General features: G+C 65.9%; 16 protein-coding genes. 4 read left to right on the forward strand and 12 right to left on the reverse strand.

Annotated features, from left to right (window positions below):
• Positions 1–21 precede the first annotated feature (21 nt).
• The 4 genes from QP029_RS05245 to rfbB are packed head-to-tail and all read right to left on the reverse strand — an operon-like array spanning position 22 to position 4051.
• Positions 22–837 carry a glycosyltransferase gene (locus QP029_RS05245; RefSeq protein WP_284875767.1) on the reverse strand — a complete coding sequence of 272 codons (816 nt, stop codon included), beginning with the start codon at positions 835–837 and terminating at the stop codon, positions 22–24.
• 20 nt (positions 838–857) lie between these two features.
• Positions 858–1724: a glucose-1-phosphate thymidylyltransferase RfbA gene (gene rfbA, locus QP029_RS05250; RefSeq protein ID WP_284875768.1), complete on the reverse strand. Its 867-nt coding sequence runs from the start codon at positions 1722–1724 to the stop codon at positions 858–860.
• Positions 1721–3049, reverse strand: coding sequence for a dTDP-4-dehydrorhamnose reductase (gene rfbD / locus QP029_RS05255; protein ID WP_284875769.1), 1329 nt, complete (start codon positions 3047–3049; stop codon positions 1721–1723). The genes rfbA and rfbD overlap by 4 nt, the downstream gene beginning before the upstream one ends.
• A complete protein-coding gene (gene rfbB, locus QP029_RS05260; RefSeq protein ID WP_284875770.1) occupies positions 3050–4051 on the reverse strand; it encodes a dTDP-glucose 4,6-dehydratase in 1002 nt (333 codons plus the stop codon).
• A 62-nt stretch (positions 4052–4113) separates the two neighbouring features.
• Between rfbB and QP029_RS05265 the strand changes: the two genes are divergently transcribed.
• Together QP029_RS05265 and QP029_RS05270 are read left to right on the forward strand one after the other, a co-directional pair.
• Positions 4114–4488 (forward strand): hypothetical protein, encoded by a 375-nt coding sequence (locus QP029_RS05265; protein WP_284875771.1) that lies wholly within the window; start codon positions 4114–4116, stop codon positions 4486–4488.
• Positions 4485–5096: a hypothetical protein gene (locus QP029_RS05270; RefSeq protein WP_284875772.1), complete on the forward strand. Its 612-nt coding sequence runs from the start codon at positions 4485–4487 to the stop codon at positions 5094–5096. The genes QP029_RS05265 and QP029_RS05270 overlap by 4 nt, the downstream gene beginning before the upstream one ends.
• 116 nt (positions 5097–5212) lie before the next feature.
• On the opposite strand, the gene QP029_RS05275 is transcribed toward QP029_RS05270, so the two are convergent.
• The 5 genes from QP029_RS05275 to QP029_RS05295 form a co-directional block, all read right to left on the reverse strand.
• On the reverse strand, positions 5213–6433 hold the full coding sequence (locus QP029_RS05275; protein ID WP_284875773.1) for a polysaccharide biosynthesis protein: 1221 nt from the start codon (positions 6431–6433) through the stop codon (positions 5213–5215).
• Between the two features lie 7 nt (positions 6434–6440).
• Positions 6441–7814 carry a M1 family metallopeptidase gene (locus QP029_RS05280; RefSeq protein ID WP_284875774.1) on the reverse strand — a complete coding sequence of 458 codons (1374 nt, stop codon included), beginning with the start codon at positions 7812–7814 and terminating at the stop codon, positions 6441–6443.
• Between the two features lie 26 nt (positions 7815–7840).
• Positions 7841–9856, reverse strand: a complete 2016-nt coding sequence (locus QP029_RS05285) for a prolyl oligopeptidase family serine peptidase (RefSeq protein ID WP_284875775.1) — start codon at positions 9854–9856, stop codon at positions 7841–7843.
• Between the two features lie 94 nt (positions 9857–9950).
• Complete coding sequence (locus QP029_RS05290; protein ID WP_284875776.1) at positions 9951–11051, reverse strand: alpha/beta hydrolase; 1101 nt, start codon at positions 11049–11051, stop codon at positions 9951–9953.
• Positions 11052–11241: 190 nt separating this feature from the next.
• The gene (locus QP029_RS05295; protein ID WP_284875777.1) at positions 11242–12348 is read right to left on the reverse strand and encodes an alpha/beta hydrolase; all 1107 of its coding nucleotides are present in this window, start codon (positions 12346–12348) and stop codon (positions 11242–11244) included.
• Between the two features lie 199 nt (positions 12349–12547).
• Here QP029_RS05295 and QP029_RS05300 point away from each other — a divergent pair, with 199 nt between their 5' ends.
• On the forward strand, positions 12548–13822 hold the full coding sequence (locus tag QP029_RS05300) for an ISL3 family transposase (RefSeq protein ID WP_284876160.1): 1275 nt from the start codon (positions 12548–12550) through the stop codon (positions 13820–13822).
• Between the two features lie 15 nt (positions 13823–13837).
• On the opposite strand, the gene QP029_RS05305 is transcribed toward QP029_RS05300, so the two are convergent.
• The 3 genes from QP029_RS05305 to QP029_RS05315 all read right to left on the reverse strand — a co-directional run bounded on the left by QP029_RS05305 (position 13838) and on the right by QP029_RS05315 (position 16733).
• Complete coding sequence (locus QP029_RS05305; RefSeq protein ID WP_284875778.1) at positions 13838–14560, reverse strand: DUF1648 domain-containing protein; 723 nt, start codon at positions 14558–14560, stop codon at positions 13838–13840.
• 632 nt (positions 14561–15192) lie between these two features.
• Positions 15193–15390 (reverse strand): hypothetical protein, encoded by a 198-nt coding sequence (locus QP029_RS05310; RefSeq protein ID WP_284875779.1) that lies wholly within the window; start codon positions 15388–15390, stop codon positions 15193–15195.
• Positions 15391–15416: 26 nt separating this feature from the next.
• A complete protein-coding gene (locus QP029_RS05315) occupies positions 15417–16733 on the reverse strand; it encodes an ISL3 family transposase (RefSeq protein ID WP_284875780.1) in 1317 nt (438 codons plus the stop codon).
• A 526-nt stretch (positions 16734–17259) separates the two neighbouring features.
• On the opposite strand from QP029_RS05315, the gene lpdA reads away from it, so the two are divergent.
• Positions 17260–18669: a dihydrolipoyl dehydrogenase gene (lpdA, locus tag QP029_RS05320; RefSeq protein ID WP_284875781.1), complete on the forward strand. Its 1410-nt coding sequence runs from the start codon at positions 17260–17262 to the stop codon at positions 18667–18669.
• Positions 18670–18721: the final 52 nt, after the last annotated feature.

Consider the following 18721-nt stretch of genomic DNA (forward strand, 5'->3'; position numbering starts at 1 on the left):
CATGCTATCGCGGGCCGAACATCATCGGTGGAACAACCGGCCGTACACGCGGGTGAGCAGTGCGGTGGGCAGCAGCCGGTAGGCGGTCCGGGCCGCGAGGTTGAACCAGGAGCGGGGCCGGCTGATGAGTCCGTAGCGCACGAGGTTGGCCTGCATCTGGCGTTCCGCGGCGAACATCCCCTTGCCGGTGCGGCGCTGCAGCTGCTGTTCCGAGGTGCGGAAGTGGGTGAGCGGTTCGGGCAGGTTGTGGAAGCGGGCGCCGCCGGCGAGCATGCGCGCCCACAGGTCGTAGTCCTCCATGAAGTGGACGTCGCGGTAGCCGCCGGCCTTCTCCGCCGCCGCGACCCGGAACATCACCGACGGGTGGTTGAGCGGCGAGTTGATCAGGGCGTAGCGGGCGATCTCCTCGTGGGTCTCCGGCAGGGCGCGCACCGCGATCGTCTCGGCCGGGTCGTCCCGGAACTCGGCGACGGCGGTACCCAGGACGTCGGTCTCCGGGTGGTCGGCGAACCAGGCGAGCTGGCGTTCGAGGCGGTCGGGGGCGGCGAGGTCGTCGGCGTCGAGCCGGGCGACGAGGTCGGTGGTGATCGTCGCCATCCCCGCCGCCGACGCCGGCCCGGAGCCCTGGTTGCGGGCGAGGGTGACGGTACGCGCCTCCGACCGCTTATCGACGAACCCGTCGATCACCGCCCGAAGCTCCGCGCCGACCGGTCCGTCCTCGACGATGACGATCTCATCCGCCGGGCGGGTCTGCGCCACGAGCGAATCCAGGGCGGCCGCCAGCTCGGCAGGGACGATCCGGTGATAGACGGTCATGAGGACGGCAAGTCTGGTCATGGGGGTGATCCTAACGCCGACTACCGGTCGCGGACGACATTGAGCAGGTACTCGCCGTACCCGGACTTCTCCAGCGGCCGTGCCAGCTCCACCAGGGCGGCGGCGTCGATGAACCCCTCCCGGTAGGCGGCGACCTCGGGTGAGCCGATGATGGTGCCGGTGCGCTTCTGGATCACCTCGACATAGGAGGAGGCCTCACTCATCGAGTCGAAGGTGCCGGTGTCCAGCCACACATCGCCACGCTGCAGCCGCTGGACCGTCAGCTCACCCAGGCGCAGGTAGGCCTCGTTGACGGCGGTGATCTCCAGCTCACCCCGCTCGCTCGGTTCGATCGACCGGGCGATGTCGATGACCCGGTTGTCGTAGAAGTACAGGCCCACGACCGCGAAGTTCGACTTCGGGTGCGCGGGTTTCTCCTCGATGGACACGGCCCGGCCGTCGGCGTCGAAGTCGACGACACCGTAGCGCTCCGGGTCGGAGACCTCGTAGGCGAAGACGATGCCGCCGGACGGGTTCCGGCACTCCGCCAGGGTGGTGGAGAACTGGTGACCCTCGAAGATGTTGTCGCCGAGGACCAGGGCCACGTCATCGTCGCCGATGAAGTCCGCACCGATGATGAACGCCTGCGCCAGTCCTTCCGGCTTCGGCTGCTCGGCGTAGTCGATCATCACGCCCCACTGCGCACCGTCACCGAGCAGGCGTCGGAACGCCGGCTGGTCCTCCGGGGTGGTGATCACCAGGATCTCCCGGATGCCCGCCTGGATGAGGGTGGACAGCGGGTAGTAGATCATCGGCTTGTCGTAGATCGGCATGAGCTGCTTGGAGATGCCCTGCGTGATCGGAGACAGCCGCGTCCCGGATCCACCGGCGAGAATGATGCCCTTCATGCCAGATATAGTGCCAGCCCGACGCGCCAGTTCCGGGGCGCCCACCCCGTCGCCTCGATCTTCGCCGTACTCAGCGTGCTTCTCGACGGCCGCGGCGCGTGCCGTTTCCCCGCAAAGTACTGTGCGCTGCTGACGGGATGGACGTTGTCGGGATCCTGGCCGAGGGCGGTGAAGGTGGCCATCGCCACCTCGTCCCACCCGACCTCATCACCGGCGCCGGTGAGGTGGTAGGTCCCGTACTCGGGTTGTGCGGTGAGCAGGTGGGCGATGCCCTTCGCCAGGTCGCCCGCGAAGGTCGGCCGACCCTTCTGGTCGTGCACCACCTGCGGCTGAACGCCCTTCTCGGCGAGCCCGCGCATGGTGTCGACGAAGTTGCGCCCTTCCCCGACCACCCACCCGGTCCGGACGATGTAGTGCCGCGGCGCGGTGGCCACCGCGATGTCACCCGCCGCCTTCGACTGCCCGTACACGCTCACCGGGCTCAGCGGATCCTCCTCCGTGTACGGCCGGTCGGTGTCCCCGTCGAAGACGTAGTCGCTGGAAAGGTGCACCAGGGTGAGATTGTGCTCCGTGGCGATCCGGGCCAGTTGCGCCGGGCCTTCGGCGTTGACCCGCCAGGCGGTCGCCCGGTCATCCTCGGCACCGTCGACGTCGGTGTAGGCCGCGGCGTTGATGATCGCCGCGTACTGCCGCCACGGCCGTTCGGGCGGGTCGGTGATGTCGAACTCCTCCCGGGTGCAGAACTCCGCGTCCGGCAGAACCTTCCGCAGGGCCCGGCCGACCTGCCCGTCAGCGCCGGTCACCAGGATCCTGCGCGGGGCGACCGGGATAAGCTCCGCCGGGTTCGCCAGGTCCTTGTCCGACAGGTTGACCGGCTCCAGGGGCCAGTCAACGAGCCGGTGGGAGACGTTGACGTAGGGGGCGTCCGGGGACCAGTGGTCATTGACCAGATACAGGTAGGTCGTGTCGTCCTCGAGCGCCTGGTACCCGTTGGCCACCCCACGGGGGACGAACACCGCCGTGCCCGGGCCGATCTCCGCGGACTCGGTCTCACCGAACGTCCGCGAGCCCTCCCGCAAATCCACCCAGCCGCCCTGGACCCGGCCCGTGCCGACGGTCACCAGCTTGTCCCACGGCTCCGCGTGCAGGCCGCGCGTCGTCCCCGCCGTGGCGTTGAACGCCACATTCGACTGCACCGGCCGGAAATCTTGCAGCCCCTCCCCGGTCATCCGGGCCCGCTGCCAGGACTCCTTGAACCAGCCGCGCTCATCGGTGTGGACCGCCAGGTCCAGGACGATCAGCCCCTCGATCGCTGTGCTCCGCATCTACTGTCCCCTCTCCGCGTAACCGGCCTCGACCTGCTCCTTCGCCGGCCGCCACCATGCCTCATTGTCCCGGTACCAGGCGATGGTCTGCTCGAGGCCTGCCCGCATGCCGGTGTCGGTGTCCGTGTACCGCGGGGCCCACCCGAGCTCGGTCCGCAGCTTCGTCGAGTCCATGGCGTAACGCTGGTCATGCCCCGGGCGGTCGGCGACATGTTCATAACCGGGAGCGTCCATGAGCTCGCAGATCAGCTCCATCACCCGCTTGTTGTCCACGTGGTCGTTGTCCGCGCCGATGTTGTAGGTCTCGCCGATCCGCCCCTGCTCCAGGATGAGATGGACCGCCGCATTGTGGTCGTCGACGTGGATCCAGTCGCGGACCTGCTCGCCGGTGCCGTAGAGCTTGGGCGTGCGACCGTCGAGAATGTTGGTGATCTGCCGGGGAATGAACTTCTCGATGTGCTGGTACGGCCCGTAGTTGTTCGAGCAGTTGGAGATCGTCGCAGTGACGCCGAAGCTGCGCACCCACGCGCGGACCAGGTGATCCGACCCGGCCTTCGTCGCCGAATACGGACTCGACGGCTGGTACGGGGTGGTCTCCGTGAAGCGCGCCGGGTCATCGAGCGCGAGATCGCCGAACACCTCATCGGTGGAGATGTGGTGCAGGCGCGTCTCATGGCGACGCACCGCCTCCAGGATCGTGAACGTCCCCACGACATTCGTGTCGACGAACGGCCGCGGATCCCGCAGCGAATTGTCGTTGTGGGACTCCGCGGCGAAGTGGATGACGGCATCGGCGCGGGAGACGGCGGCGTCGACAAGCGCGGCGTCACAGACGTCACCCTCGAGGAACTCCACCTCCGCACCCGCGAGGCTGTCGCGGTTGCCCGCATAGGTGAGCTTGTCCAGGACGATGATGTGATCCTCCGGGTGACGACTCCGTGTCAGGTGCACGAAATTCGCCCCGATGAACCCGGCGCCCCCGGTGACCAGCATTGTCCTCATGCCTGCCCACTATACGGACCAGGCCGGGAACCTTTCCGGGCGTGGCCGGGTCTAACAGGAGTGTGAACGCCCTCCTTCCGCTGACCGACACGACCCTCCCGAGAGACCACGTCCTCGCCGCACCAGGTTGGGCCGTGCCCGTGGCAGCGCTGCGCCCCGACCATCTCGCGCGACACGACGCCCAGTTCCACCCCCGCGGCCTGCTCTACCGGGTGCGGGCGCGCGACCGGGCGCTCGCCCACCACCGCGCCCGGCCCAGGTCAGTCGTGGCGGAGTGGTCAGCGTTGGCGTTGCTCGGTCTCCACGACTTCGCCGACGGTGCCGACACGACCCTGCTGTGCACAGCAGATGCCCGACTGGCGTCGAGCTCGCAGAGCCCGACGGTGCGGCGGTGGACGAAAACCACCAGTGGACGACCATCGACGGAGTCAAAGTGACGACTCCGATGACCACGCTGGCCGCCTGCCTGAAGTCCCTGGCCCGCAGAGAGCATGCCTGGGACACGTTGGCGAGCCTGGAGCTGGACCCGGTGACGGTGATGTCGGTGCAGCTCATCGACCGATTCCGGTATGTGTTCGGTGTGGACGCCGAGGCGATCCGGGTCGGGCTGCGCGGCCAGATCGCCGCGAAGCGGCTCGAGCGGTTGCTGCGGCTGAGCTGCGGCGGAGCCGAGTCGAAACCGGAGACGGTGCTGCGGCTGCTGGCGAATGAGGCCGTGGCAGGGCTGGATGTGTGTTTCCGGGCGCAGGTGCCCGTCTACACGGACGGTACGGTCGGCCGCCCCGGCGAACCACTGGCCGGAAAGACGTTGCTCACGGTTCTGGACCAGGCTGACGTCCGGCTTCGGGTCGGGCTCATGCACGACGGCGAGCATCACCTGCAACGCAGCCAGCGCGACAAGGACGCCGAGATCACGGCCGATCTGCTGGCGTCCGGGTGGCTGCTGATCCGGACCTCGGCCGGGATGCTCCGCAAGACCCGGGAGACGAAGCGGCGGATCCGGCAGGCGGTGGAGGTGGCGCTGGCTGGCCTGGCTGCGTCGTGAGAGGTCGTAAATGGTCGTAAAAGTCGGTCTCGTAATTACGACCACCACCGACCGGTTTATGACTCAGATTGCAGCCCTAACGGCTCCTGGTGGCGTCGTAATTACGAGACCGACTTTTACGACGCGCCGGAAGCCGGCACAGCCATCCTGCGCAACGCCCACACATGCACCAGCCCACCTGCGACCGGGCCGGCGATCAGTGCGACACAGACGCCAGCTTCCAGAGTCAGCGGTGCCAGCCACAGCACGCCGAAGGCGACGGCCGAGGCGACGACCCAACCGGCCACGTAGGCGCGGTGCTTTTCGCGGGCGAGGGTGGCGGTGCCGGTGATCATGAGGGAGCCGGTGCAGGCGGAGGCGAAGGTGAGGATCGCCAGGATGAGGCCGGGGATCTCGTAGCCGTCCTTGAAGAAGGTCGACAGGATCCACGGGCCGATCAGCCAGGCGAGTACGCCACCGACGACGCCGAGTCCGAGGACCAGGGCGACGGGAACTCCGAGCGAACGGAGCAGGCTGTCGCGGGTCTCGACGAAGCGGACGATGAGCGCCGACTGGAAGCGTTGGAGTGGGACGAGGATGGGGGCGCGGGTGAGGGTGACGGCCATGATGATGCCGGCGACGGTGACGTTCCCGGGCGTGGATTCCGTGGTGGTGGCCTGAATGAAGACGGGGAATCCGGTGATCATGACGGCGGCGGCGCCGGTGGCGAGCATGGCGGAGCCGACGCGGCGGGCCAGTGGCGCAGGGTCGACGTCGACAAGCGCCCGGGCGGCGGAACGGGCCTCGGAGGACAGCGCCAGGACGACCAGCCACATGGCGGCGCCGATGACGGTGAGGATGAGGAAGGCGAGCATGGTCCAGCCGAGTGCCCAGGCCAGGAGGGCGAGGAGGAGGCGGATGCCGGAGTCGAGGGCGACGAGCCAGGCGTAGCGGGTCCACAGGCCGAGGCCGGAGAGGATGCCGGAGAGGACGGACTGGAAGGTGTAGGAGAGCAGGCCGAGGGCCATGAGGGCGACGGCTGATCCGGTGTCGCCGGTGACCAGCAGGGGCATCCACCAGAAGCCGCTCACAGCTACCAGGGCCAGGGCGCCGACGCCGATAGCTGTGCCGAGCCGCCAGGGTCGTCCGGACCCGATCCGTCCCGATTCGCGGGCGGTGGAGACGGCGCGGGTGGTCTCCTGCATGAGGCCGTCGAGGAAGCCGGTGGCGGCGAAGAAGAGTCCCCAGTAGGCCTGGAACTCGGCGGCCCGGTCGACGTCGAGTGCCCAGGAGGCGACGTAGACGACGATGAAGCCGGAGAGTGCGGCGAAGACGGTCGCCAGGCTCAGGGCTTTCATGCGGCACTCACGAAGGGAACTCCGGGAGGGCGGTCTGGTTGAGCCAGGCGTTCCACACGGCCTCCACCGACGCCTCGGGAATTCCCGCGGAGGCGGCCTCGGCGAGGACCTCGCGGCGCAGGTCGACGGGTTCGACGACGGCGTGGCGGCCGGCGGCGACGTAGCGGCGGAGCATGCGGAAGAAGGGGGCGTCGCCAAGCAGGACGCGCAGGGCGTGGACGGTGAGGGCACCGCGTTTGTACACGCGGTCGTCGAACATGTCCTTCGTGCCGGGGTCGGAGAGCAGGATGTCCTGCGGCAGTGCCGCCAGACGGGCGTAGTGCTCGCGGGCGGAGTCGGCGGCCGGCACTCCGTGGGCGTGCTCGAACCAGAGCCATTCGGAGTAGCAGGCGAAGCCCTCGTTGAGCCAGATGTCGTTCCACTGGGCCAGACCGAGGGAGTTGCCGAACCACTGGTGGGACAGTTCGTGGGCGATGAGGCGTTCCCAGGCGTGGTCGCCGCGGATGTGGTTGGCGCCGAAGATGGACAGGCCCTGCGCCTCGAGGGGGATCTCCAGGGCGTCCTCGCAGACGACGACGGTGTAGGAGTCGAAGGGATACGGGCCGAACAACTGCGAGTAGAGCTCGACCATGCGGGACTGGTCGACGAACTCCTCGGCGGCACGGGCCCGCAGGGCTGGCGGCACCCAGGCGTGCACGGGCACGGCGGCGCCGTCGGCGGAGAGCTGGAGCTGGGAGTAGTCGCCGATCTGGATGGTGGCCAGGTAGGTGGCCATGGGGTCGGCCACCTGGTAGCGCCAGGTGGTGCGGGAGCCGGCGGTGCGGCGGTCGACGAGGGTGCCGTTGGCGATGACGGCGTAGGGGCTGTCGGTGGTGACGGTGATGTCGTACCGGGCTTTCTCGTCGGGGGTGTCGTCACACGGGAACCAGCTGGGGGCACCGTTGGGCTGGGAGGCGACGAGGGCGCCGTTGGTCAGTTCCTCCCAGCCGATCGTGCCCCACGGCGACCGGACGGGCCGCGGGGTGCCGGAGTAGCGGATGGTCAGGGAGAACTCGGAGTCGACCGGGATCTCCTCGCGGAAGCTCAGGCGCAGCTTGCCGCCGGTGTGGCGGAAGCGCTGGACCTGGATGGACCGGCCGGCGGTGCCCTGGGCGGTGACCTTGGCCACGCGCATGCCCTGGGCGAGATCGAGGGTCATGGTCTGCAGCGCGCGCCAGTTGTCCAGGTGCAGGGTGGCGGTGCCGTCCAGGCGGTTGGGGGCGACCCGGTAGTCCAGACTGAGGTCGTAGGCGCGGACGTGGAAGCCGAGGTTGAAGTCGATTCCGGTGTACTCGTCGCGGATGCCGGGGACGGGGGTGGAGCGCAGCCTGTTACTGATCATGGTCCACAAGATGTTACCCGCGCGTCTCACAGGCGTTGGCTCAGCCAGGTGTAGATGAGTGATTCGACGCGGGCGACCTGTGCGTTGTCGGCGGCGCCGGCGTGGCCGCCCTCGGTGTTCTCGAAGTAGTCGACCGGCTGGCCGGCGTCGCGGAGGGCGGACGCGAACAGGCGGGCGTGGGCGGGGTGGACGCGGTCGTCGCGGGTGGAGGTGGTCACCAGTGCCGGCGGATACTTCTCGACGTCCGCCCCCTCCACGTTGTGCAGCGGCGACCACGCCTCGATCGCGGCACGTTCCGCCGGATTATCCGGGTCGCCGTACTCCGCCATCCACGACGCCCCCGCTGACCAGGTGTGATAGCGCAGCATGTCCGTCAGCGGCACCTGGATCACGGCGGCGCCGAACGCCGACGGGTACTGCACGAGCGCGCCGGAGGTGAGCAGTCCGCCGTTGGAGCCGCCCCGGATGCCGATCTGCTCCGGGCGGGCGTACCCACGCTCCACCAGGTCAAGCAGCACGGCGTGGTGGTCCTCCCACACCTTGTGCCGGTTGGTGCGGGTGACCTGGGTGTGCCAGTCGGGGCCGAACTCGCCGCCGCCCCGCAGGTTGGGCTGGACGAAGAAGTTGCCCTGCTCCAGCCAGCCGATGCCGCGCACGGCGGAGTATCCGGGGGTCAGCGAGACCTCGAAGCCGCCGTAGCCGCCGACGAGCGTGGGGCGGGAGCCCCGGGAGAAGTCGCCGGTGATGAAGTAGGGCAGGCGGGTGCCGTCGGCGGAGGTCACCCAGTGCTGCCGGGTCTGAAGACCGGTGGCGTCGAACAGGGCGGGGGAGCGGCGCACCATCCGGGGCACCAACCCTTCGGCCAGGTCGAGGCGCCACAGGGTGGCCGGCCGGGTGAAGGAGGAGGTGGTCAGCCACACCTCGTCGCCGTCGAGCGGGCTGGTGGACACCACGGAGGCGGCGACCAGGTCGGGCAGGACGATGTCGTCGCCGGGCGCGGTGGGGTCGGTCAGGGGGTGGACCCGGAGGGAGGTGGCCACGTCGTCGAGCAGCGTGAGAATGAGGAACCCGCGGGTGAAGGCCGTGGACTGCAGGGAGATCCGGGCGGTCGGCTCGAACACCGGGCGGATGTCGCGTGCCCCGCCCAGGAAATCAGCCAGCCCGATGACGCCGAGTCCGCCGGCGGGCAACCCGGCGAAGGGGGTGCGCGGGGCGAGGAAGAGCCACTGGTGGTGGATGATCGCGTCGCAGTCCTCGGGGATCTCCAGCACCTGCAGGGAGGCGTCCGGGTCGAGCCCGGCGGCGACCGACTGGCGGGAGCGGTAGAAATCCAGTGCGCGGGAGACGATGATCCGCTCGTGGCCGGGGGTGGTGTCGGCCCACGCGCCGACGGCGACGTCGTCGTGGCGGCCGGAGGTGTACACGGGGGCGTCGACAAGCGGGGTGCCACGCCGCCACACCCGCACCTGCACCGGGTACCCGGAGGCGGTCAGCGAGCCCTCGCCGGTGTCGGTGCCCACCAGCAGGGTGTCGCGGTCGACCCAGCTGACGTCCGACTTCGCCTCCGGCAGCGCGAACCCGCCGGCGACGAAGGAACGCGTGCCCAGGTCGAACTCGCGGATGACGGTGGCGTCGGCCCCGCCGCGGGACAGCCGCACCAGAGCGCGGTCATTGTCCGGGGTGAGCACGTGCGCGCCCTTCCACACCCACGGCTCGTTCTCCTCGGCGGCGAGCATATCGACGTCGATGAGCACCTCCCACTCCGTCCCCTCACCCAGGTAGGACTCCAGCGTCGTCCGCCGCCACAGGCCGCGCTCGTGGCCGGCGTCGCGCCAGAAGTTGTACAGGTGGTCCCCGCGCCGGGCGACGTACGGAATGCGGTCATCCGTGTCCAGCGCCGCCCGGATCCGGTCCCGCACCCGTGCCCGGCCCGGATGCCTGTCGACGTCGGCCTCCGTCACCGCCGACCATTCCTCCGCCCAGGCCAGTGCCCGCGGATCGTCGATGGACTCCAGGAACGTTCGATCGGTGTGCTCAGTCATGATGCCCGCCGAGTCTAATCGCGAAACGGCGCCGCCCACGCGAGGTGGGCGGCGCCGTTGACGTCGGCTGAGTCAGTGGCTCAGTCAGGCTCGATTACTCGACGCCGAGAGCGCTGGCGAAGGTCGGCCAGGACTTGTGCAGGTCCTCGATCCAGTAGTTCCAGGAGTGGGTACCGGTCGGGCGCAGGTTGTACTCGGCCGGGATGCCGGCGTTGTCCAGCTTGGCCTTGAGGTCGTGGGTGCACTGGTTGGTGGCTGCCTCGATGGCGCCGCCCTCGACGATGAGGGTGGCGGCACCGGCGGAGGCGACGGCCGGGTCAACGCCCTGCTCGACGTAGTAGCCCGGCATGTCCTTCTCGCCGGCGAGACCGGAGGCGTTGGAGATGTAGAGCTCGGTGCCGCGCAGCTTCTCGGCGTTGATCAGGCCGTCGTTGGCGCGGTTGTACTCGCCGCCCATCGGACCCCACAGCTGCTCCGGCTCGGCGCCACCGCGGTTGACGGTGAGCTTGCCGTAGAGCCACGGCAGGGGAGCGGAGGTGGCGGCGCAACCGGAGAAGGAACCGGCGACGTCGTAGAAGCCCTGTGCCTTCTGCGGCAGGACCAGGGAGGAGGTGGCGGACATGGAGTAGCCGCCGATGCCACGCTTGCCGTTGGCGCCGAGGCGCTCCTCGATCGGGCCCGGGAGCTCCTTGAGCAGGAAGGTCTCCCACATCTGCGGGCCGTCGATGTAGCTGGTGCCGGCGGTCTTGTCGTACCAGTCGAGGTAGTAGGAGAAGGCGCCCTGCATCGGGATGACGACGTTGACGTTCTTGTCCTCGTAGAACTCGCGCATCTTGCCGGAGGTGATCCAGTCCATGTTTTGCTCGGCGCCACCGGCACCGTTGAGCATGTAGATGGTCGGCGCGCCCTCGGAGCCGCCCTTGGCGGTGATCACGGCGACCGGGATGTCGCGGCCCATGGACGGGGAGGAGACCTTGAGCTTCTGGACGCGCTCGTCGTTGATGGTCTTCTGGATCCACTTACGGTCGCTGGCGGCCATCTCATCCTGCGTCATCTCTTTGATGGTGCCCAGGGTGGCGCCATCAGCGACGTCGGTGGGGGTGAGCTCGGCGGCGCCGGCGGCCGGGGCGACGAAGGCGGTGGCGGCGATGGACAGCGCCGCAAGCGGGGCGGCGATCTGGCGAAGAAGCTTCATGCGGTTGGTTTCCTGATTCCTAGTCGTTCGCCGCCGGTCCCGGAGACTGGTACCCGGAGAGGCGGAGTGTGGGGGCGATTCGGGCCGGAGGCCTGAAGCGCACTCAATGGGGTTCATCGTAACGGCTGACAGAGATGTTAACGGGACACCCCCGGATGTGCTGAACAATTGATGTGAGGTTCTCACGGCGTCACCCCCCTGCCAGGTCGTCCGCCAGGTTGAAGGCGCGGGCGAACGTCGGCCAGGAGGATCGCAGCGCATCCTGCCAGTACCCCCAGGTGTGTGTGCCCACGTCCGTGAAATCCACATCGGCGGGGATCCCGAGCGAGTCGAGCTTGGCCTTGAGGTCGTGGGTGCAGGAGTTCGAGGCGGCCTCGATGGCACCCCCGACACCGATGGTGGTGGCCATGGATTCCGACGCCTGCTGCTGCGTCTGCCCAGCCAGATACGGCGAGGAGGGCAGATCCCACGGCCCTGCCAGGCCGGACCCGTTGGACAGGAAGATCTCCGTGCCCCGCAGGCGTTCGGCGTTGATGAGGGCGTCATGCTCCCGGAAGACCGGCCCGTCGACCGGACCCCACATCATCTCCGGGGTGGCACCCCCGCGCTGCAGTGTCAGGCCGAGACCGAAGTTGCCGGCACCCGTGGTGGTGGCGGCGCAGCCGGACATGGAGCCGACCGCCCGGTAGAAACCCGGGTGGTGCTGGGCCAGCAGCAGGGAGGAGGTCGCGGACATGGAGATGCCGGCGACCGCCCGCTGGCCGTTGCCGTGGAAGCGGTCCTCCAGCGGGCCGGGCAGCTCCTCGGTGAGGAAGGTCTCCCACTTCTGCACGCCGCCGAGGTCCGGGGCCGGTTCCAGCCAGTCGGTGTAGTAAGAGAAGGCGCCGGCCATGGGGATGACCACGGTGACGTTCTTGTCGGCGTAGAAGTCGAGAATGTCGGACTGGTCGATCCAGTTGGCGGCGCCCTCGCCGCCGTCGGCACCGTTGAGCAGGTAGAGCGTCGGGCGGGGAGCGTCACCGGTCGGGGTGATGACCACGAGGGGGACGTCGCGGCCCATGGCGGGGGAGTGGGCGGTGACCTCGAGGACGTCGACACGCTCGTCGGAGTGGGCGGCCACGGCGTGGCGCCACGAGGGGGCGTCGTCGGTGAGGGGAGTGGTCACCGGGGTCAGTGTCGCGGTGGCGGCGGGTGGGGAGGCCGGGGTGGGGCCGCCGGCGAGGGCGGGGGCGGGGAGCAGGGCACAGGTCAGTGCCAGGGCGGCGACGGTCAGTCGCGGTCGGGTGAGGTGGTGCACTGGAATCGTCTCCCTGCTCGGTTCCCGGTCAAAGTGGCTCTTCCGTTTCTAGAGTGCGTAACCCTGGCGGCGACACGAACACTATGAGAGCGGCCCACCACAAGATGTAGGGCCCCCGGTGCGAAGATGAAAGTCACTACACAACCATCTTCCGCCCCGAGGACCTCAGCCTAATTCTACGTCTCTTGTCGCTGACACCATCATCCGCACTGTTGAACTAGGTCTGACAATCACTGATGCTGCGATCGCTGACACTCACACCTGGATCTACTGCGCACCAGTTCAGCCTGATGCACACTGCCCATCCTGCGGGATGGACGGCCGGTTACGCGACCACACCATTCGTGAACTTGTTGATCTGCCCGTCGTCGGCCATCCCACCCGGTTGCGGGTCCGGATACCCAGGTTCACCTGCACCAACACCACGTGTATAACCAAGATCTTCCAGCATCAACTCACCTGTGCCGCCCCGAAGAGCAAGCTGACCAACCGATGCACCCGTTGGATCTTGCAGCGCCTAGCTATTGATCGGATGAGTGTTGCAGGCATTGCCAAGGCACTGGATATCGGCTGGGACTTAGTCAACACGGTGGCGTTGAGCATGGCCCGTGATCTGGTGTACGCCGACCCTGATCACCTGGCTGGGGTCCGGATCCTGGGGGTGGATGAACATAAGTGGAAACACCGTCGTGGCCAGGGAGAACCCAGCTTCGTTACCGTCATTGTCGACCTGACACCCACCATCGATGGCACCGGTCCAACCCGGTTGTTGGACATGGTGCCAGGGCGTTCCGCGGGAGTCTTGAGTCACTGGCTGGCCAGTCGTAATGAGGACTTTCGTCGCCGAGTGAAAGTCGTCGCGATGGACGGATTTACTGGTTATCACAAAGCCACCCGGGAGCAGTTGCCCAAGGCCCGCAAAGTAATGGATCCGTTTCATGTGGTGCAGCTAGCTGGGGAAAAGTTCACGACAACGAGGCAACGAATCCAACAGATGACGTTGGGCCATCGTGGCAGGTCAGGTGACCCATTATATGGGGTGCGCAGGATTTTATTGACCAGGATGGGCCTGCTGACTGACGGTCAGCGAGCGAAGTTGGATGCGGTGATCGCTGATGAAAATCACGTCGCGGTGGATGTCACTCACCACACTTATCAAGACATTATTGCCGCGTATGAGTACCAGGACCGAAAGGTTGGAAAATTGTGGATGTACAAGATCATGCGACGCATTAAATCCGACCTGCCGAAGGGACTGCAGGAGTTGGGGCAGTTGGGCCGGACAATGTGGAAACTACGCCACGAGATCCTGGCGTACTTCGATACCGGGGCATCCAACGGCCCGGTGGAAGCGATCAACGGACGGCTGGAACACTTGCGTGGAATCGCCCTGGGCTTCCGAAACTTGAACCACTACATATTGCGGTCATTGATTCATTCTGGCCAGCTACAAAACCGGATCAATGCACTCTAGAAACGGAAGAGCCGGTTAATCGGCTACATTTGCCAAGGTAGTGATAAAAACTATGATTCCGACCAGGAATGCGAACAACACCCAGAAATACTTATTCCCGAAGTTCGGGACATTCAGTCCGCCGCTGTTAATGATCATGTCATCATCGTCAGGGTTGAAATAAAACATCCCCCACTTGTACGTCTTCCGAGATTCTTCAGATGGGTAGACGGTTTCTACCTGCTGGTGGATGGTGGCAGATCTTCGGAAAAACACCAGGATCAGCAACACAATGACGCTAAGCATCCCCCAGAACGACCAGCCCCCCTGCAGTAGCCCAAAAACCGATGCCAGATTACTGAGAGTGGTCACTATAGCGCCGACGAAACAAAATGCGGCTACCGCAGGTTGCACCAGATTCGAGAGCATACGGGCCCGGTCGGCCTCGATCCCTGAATCATGAATTGTTTGACGAGAATGATCAACTAAGCCAGCCATGACCCCGGTCACCAGAAAGAGGAAAGGTATCGAGAGGACAACGACTAAAACGCCGGCAACCTGCTTTTCCCGGAAGGAGTCGGGTTCCCCACCGGCGTTCCAGTGCGACGGGAAAGGATCAGGGATCATCTCCCACCCCGCGACGAGGACTGCACAAGCTCCCGCGATAACAGCCACTATTCCCAGGTACCACTCCCAGGGGAGCCGGTTCAATGACTCATGGGGCTTTCCGGTTGTTTCCTGATTGGGAATAGAGTTCAAGGGTTACCTCGTTGATTTTTTCGGTTACAACATAGCTGCGAACTTGGTGGTGCCATATTCAAAATCAGTCGCCCGCCTTGTAGGGTCTAGTTCAATCCAGGGAGATCGGTCACCGTGGTTTCACCGGTGCGCAGATAGTCCACGACTACATCGTCAACGGCGGTGTGACCGAATCCCCTGCATGGCAGCATCGCCATACTAATGGGAATTACTTCCTTTTCTATCATTATGATATTAGGAGCTACAGTCGCTCTATTGCCCTCAAGTATAGTCGGTAAGAATCTCAGCGAAGTTAGGTGGTGGTTCGTGTTTTCTCTTAGGGGCATATGGACCCCCATAGACACCAGTAAAAAAGATTCCCGCCCAATGCTACTTTCCCAAGACACAGCTAGTCCGACCACCTAGGTAACGCGTCACTCATTTTAACGTCTGCCCACTCCTAGCTATGAGTCCGGTTGCGAGGACATTTCCGGCATGAATTGTCAGAGGCAGAAGGCGTTTGCACAGCCAGCACCCGGTGGCCAGGCATGTGAACACGACTCTTGACCACTATCTGGTCACTACTCGCATGCACAAGGCTGAAAATGATGCTCCTATCTTTGTCAAACGCTTATTTTGGGTTGTTCTTCCAGCTATTCCCGGTAGCGGCGGATGAGGTCGCGGTCGCGGGATTGAGCGCGTTCCAGACGTGAGATCGAGGTGGACCAGGTGCCCAGTTCCCGGACGACCCTGACCTGGGTCAGACCCAAGGCGAGACGGCGTGGGCGCAGGTCATTGGTGGCCGGCGCGGGCCGGGGGTTGCGCAGGACGCGGTAGACCTCCCGGGCCACGTAGCGTTTAAGGGGCTCTTCACGATTTAGAGTGCGTTGATCCTGGCCTGCAGCTGCCCAGAGTGAATCAGGGACCGCAAGATGTAGTGGTCGAGGTTCCGGAAACCCAGGGCGATGCCGCGTAGGTGCTCGAGCCGGCCGTTGATCACCTCGACCGGGCCGTTGGGCGCCCCGACATCGAAGTACGCGAGGATGTCCTCACGCCGGCGCCACAGTGTCCGTCCCAGCTGGGCAAGCTCCGTGAGACCTTCGGGTAGGCCCTTACGAATGCTGTTGATCACCCTGCTCATGAGCTTCTTGCCCTCCGACTTCTTCGGATGCCCGTACGCTGCAATCATGTCCTGGTAGAACAGCCACGTCACTTCCAGGGCCACGTAGTCGTCATCGGTGGCCCACAGCATCTCCAGGCGCTGTTTCTGCCGCTCGGTGAGGTAGTTCCTCCTGGTCAACAGCGTGCGACGGTGCTTGTACAACGGGTCGTCCTTCCGGCCACGCCGCCCTTGGGTCTCCCGCTGGAGCCGCTGCCGGCAGCGGGTGAGTTTGTCGGCTGCCAGATGCACCACGTGGAAGGGGTCCATCACCTTGGTGGCCTGCGGCAACACCTCATCGACTGCGGTGGCGTAGCCAGCGAAGCCGTCCATGGTCACCACCTGTACCTGCTTCCGGAAGCCAGGGTCGCGTTCCTGCAGCCACCCGCGCAGCACCTGTGCACTGCGTCCGGGGCGGATATCCAGCAGTCGGGCAGGCCCACGTCCGTCGACCAGGGGTGTGAGGTCGACGAGGATGGTCACCAGACCGGATGGCTGACCTGGCTTTCGGGTGTGCTTCCATACGTGCTCATCCACCCCGAGGATCCGGACGCCGTCCAGGTGGGAGGGGTTGTCGTAGACAAGCTTGCGGCAGGCCTCGAGGGCGACCTGATTGACCAGCTCCCAGCCGATGCCCAGTGCCTTGGCGGTGGCAGACACGCTCATCCGGTCTATCGCCAGGCGCTGGAGGATCCAGCGGGTCACCCGGTGGGTGAGTTTCGCTCCGTCATCGGCGCAGCTGAGTGTGGCCTGGAAGATCTTCCTGCCACAGAAGGCATTCGTACAGGTGAAGCGGGGCACGCGGACGTGCAGACGGGTCGGGAACCCGACCACCGGCAGATCGACGAGACGGCGAAGGACGTGGTCGCGAAGCTTCCCGGGTCGGGAACATTCAGGACAGGCGTTGCTCACGGCCACCGGTGTGGCGTCAATGACGGTGATGTTTCCGGCGTCGGCGGCGCCGGTGATCGTCAGGCCGATTTCCGCGGTACGGCAGATGGTGTCGGCGACGAGGTTGCCAGTAGTAGGCTGCACAGTAGGGTCCTGGTTCGGTCAGATGATGGTGTGGTAACTCTCATTTTGTACCGGCCAGGACCCCTACATGTTGTGCCACCCCGAACCCCACCCCGCGGTCAGCTACGCACTCCGAAACGCGAAGAGCCGTCAAAGTTACCGGCGTTACGTATGGTGGGCAAGTGGTTTCTATGTCATAATGTCCGGAGTCTCGTCCCGTAACGTTTCGGCCGGCCGCAACGTTGGTATCCAACGAATGCCTGTCACCGGGGTGGGAGCACTCCGCTGAAACCATAAGAGAAAGTAGACCCATGAGCATCTTCGAGCAGATCATCGTCTCCATCAACACCGTCCTCGGCCAGGCCCTGCACTTCGGCTCCTCCGCCTCCTCCAACCTCGCGCTGACCATCGGCCTCATCTAGGAGCCGCCCGGAGGCATCCCCGGTCCACCTGCACAGGGTGGGCCGGGGATTGCTTTTGTCCGGGGAAGGGCCGTCGGGAGACCTGCCCGGTGACACGGCGGAGGGCAGCACGTATCCTGGTTTTCGTGACTGAACATTATGACGTTGTAGTACTCGGCGCGGGCCCCGGTGGCTACGTCGCCGCCATCCGCGCAGCCCAGCTCGGCAAGAAGGTAGCCGTCGTAGAGAAGCAGTACTGGGGCGGTGTCTGCCTCAACGTGGGCTGCATCCCCTCCAAGTCGCTGATCAAGAACGCCGAGGTCGCCCACATCTTCACGCACGAGAAGAAGACGTTCGGCATCAACGGTGACGTCTCCTTCGACTACGAGGACGCCCACAAGCGTTCCCGCAAGGTGTCGGAGAAGATCGTCGGCGGCGTCCATTACCTGATGAAGAAGAACAAGATCACCGAGATCGACGGCTTCGGCACCTTCACCGACGCCAACACCATCGAGGTGAGCGAGGGCAAGGACGAGGGCAAGACCCTCACCTTCGATGACTGCATCATCGCCACCGGCTCCGTGGTCAACAACCTCCGCGGCGTCGAGTTCTCCGAGAACGTCGTCTCCTACGAGGAGCAGATCCTCAACCCGAAGGCCCCGGAGAAGATGGTCATCGTCGGCGCCGGCGCCATCGGCATGGAGTTCGCCTACGTGCTCTCCAACTACGGCGTGGACGTCACCGTCATCGAGTACATGGACCGCGTCCTGCCGAACGAGGACGCCGAGGTGTCCAAGGTCATCGCCAAGGCCTACAAGAAGCTCGGCGTCAAGCTCCTGCCGGGGCACGCCACCACCGCCGTGCGCGACAACGGCGATTCCGTCGAGGTGGACTACCAGAAGAAGGGCTCGGACGACACCGAGACCATCACCGCCGACCGCGTCCTCGTCTCCGTCGGTTTCCGCCCGCGCGTCGAGGGCTTCGGCCTGGAGAACACCGGTGTCGAGCTCACCGAGCGCGGTGCCATCGCCATCGACGACTTCATGCGCACCAACGTCGACCACATCTACGCCATCGGTGACGTCACCGCGAAGCTGCAGCTCGCCCACGTCGCCGAGGCGCAGGGCATCGTCGCCGCCGAGACCATCGCCGGCGCGGAGACCCAGGAGCTGGGCGATTACATGATGATGCCGCGCGCCACCTTCTGTAACCCGCAGGTCGCCTCCTTCGGCTACACCGAGGAGCAGGCCAAGGAGAAGTGGCCGGACCGTGAGATCAAGGTCGCCACCTTCCCGTTCTCCGCCAACGGCAAGGCCGTCGGCCTGGCCGAGACGGACGGCTTCGCCAAGATCGTCGCCGACGCCGAGTTCGGCGAGCTGCTCGGCGGCCACCTCGTCGGGGCCAACGCCTCTGAGCTGCTGCCCGAGCTGGTCCTGGCGCAGAACTTCGATCTCACCACCGAGGAGATCAGCCGCGCCGTGCACATCCACCCGACCCTGTCGGAGGCCATCAAGGAAGCCGCCCACGGCATCTCCGGCCACATGATCAACCTGTAAGTTCCACCCGGGCTTCCGGGGCGGCCGTCACAGCGCCACCCCGGACGCCGTC

It is taken from the genome of Corynebacterium suedekumii (genome assembly GCF_030252185.1).
Lineage (GTDB): Bacteria > Actinomycetota > Actinomycetes > Mycobacteriales > Mycobacteriaceae > Corynebacterium > Corynebacterium suedekumii.

Excerpts from the sequence above, each read along its gene's own strand:
- QP029_RS05245 (WP_284875767.1), bottom strand. The coding sequence starts at position 837 with ATGACCAGACTTGCCGTCCTCATGACCGTCTATCACCGGATCGTCCCT.
- rfbA (WP_284875768.1), bottom strand. The coding sequence starts at position 1,724 with ATGAAGGGCATCATTCTCGCCGGTGGATCCGGGACGCGGCTGTCTCCG.
- rfbD (WP_284875769.1), bottom strand. The coding sequence starts at position 3,049 with ATGCGGAGCACAGCGATCGAGGGGCTGATCGTCCTGGACCTGGCGGTC.
- rfbB (WP_284875770.1), bottom strand. The coding sequence starts at position 4,051 with ATGAGGACAATGCTGGTCACCGGGGGCGCCGGGTTCATCGGGGCGAAT.
- QP029_RS05275 (WP_284875773.1), bottom strand. The coding sequence starts at position 6,433 with ATGAAAGCCCTGAGCCTGGCGACCGTCTTCGCCGCACTCTCCGGCTTC.
- QP029_RS05280 (WP_284875774.1), bottom strand. The coding sequence starts at position 7,814 with ATGATCAGTAACAGGCTGCGCTCCACCCCCGTCCCCGGCATCCGCGAC.
- QP029_RS05285 (WP_284875775.1), bottom strand. The coding sequence starts at position 9,856 with ATGACTGAGCACACCGATCGAACGTTCCTGGAGTCCATCGACGATCCG.
- QP029_RS05290 (WP_284875776.1), bottom strand. The coding sequence starts at position 11,051 with ATGAAGCTTCTTCGCCAGATCGCCGCCCCGCTTGCGGCGCTGTCCATC.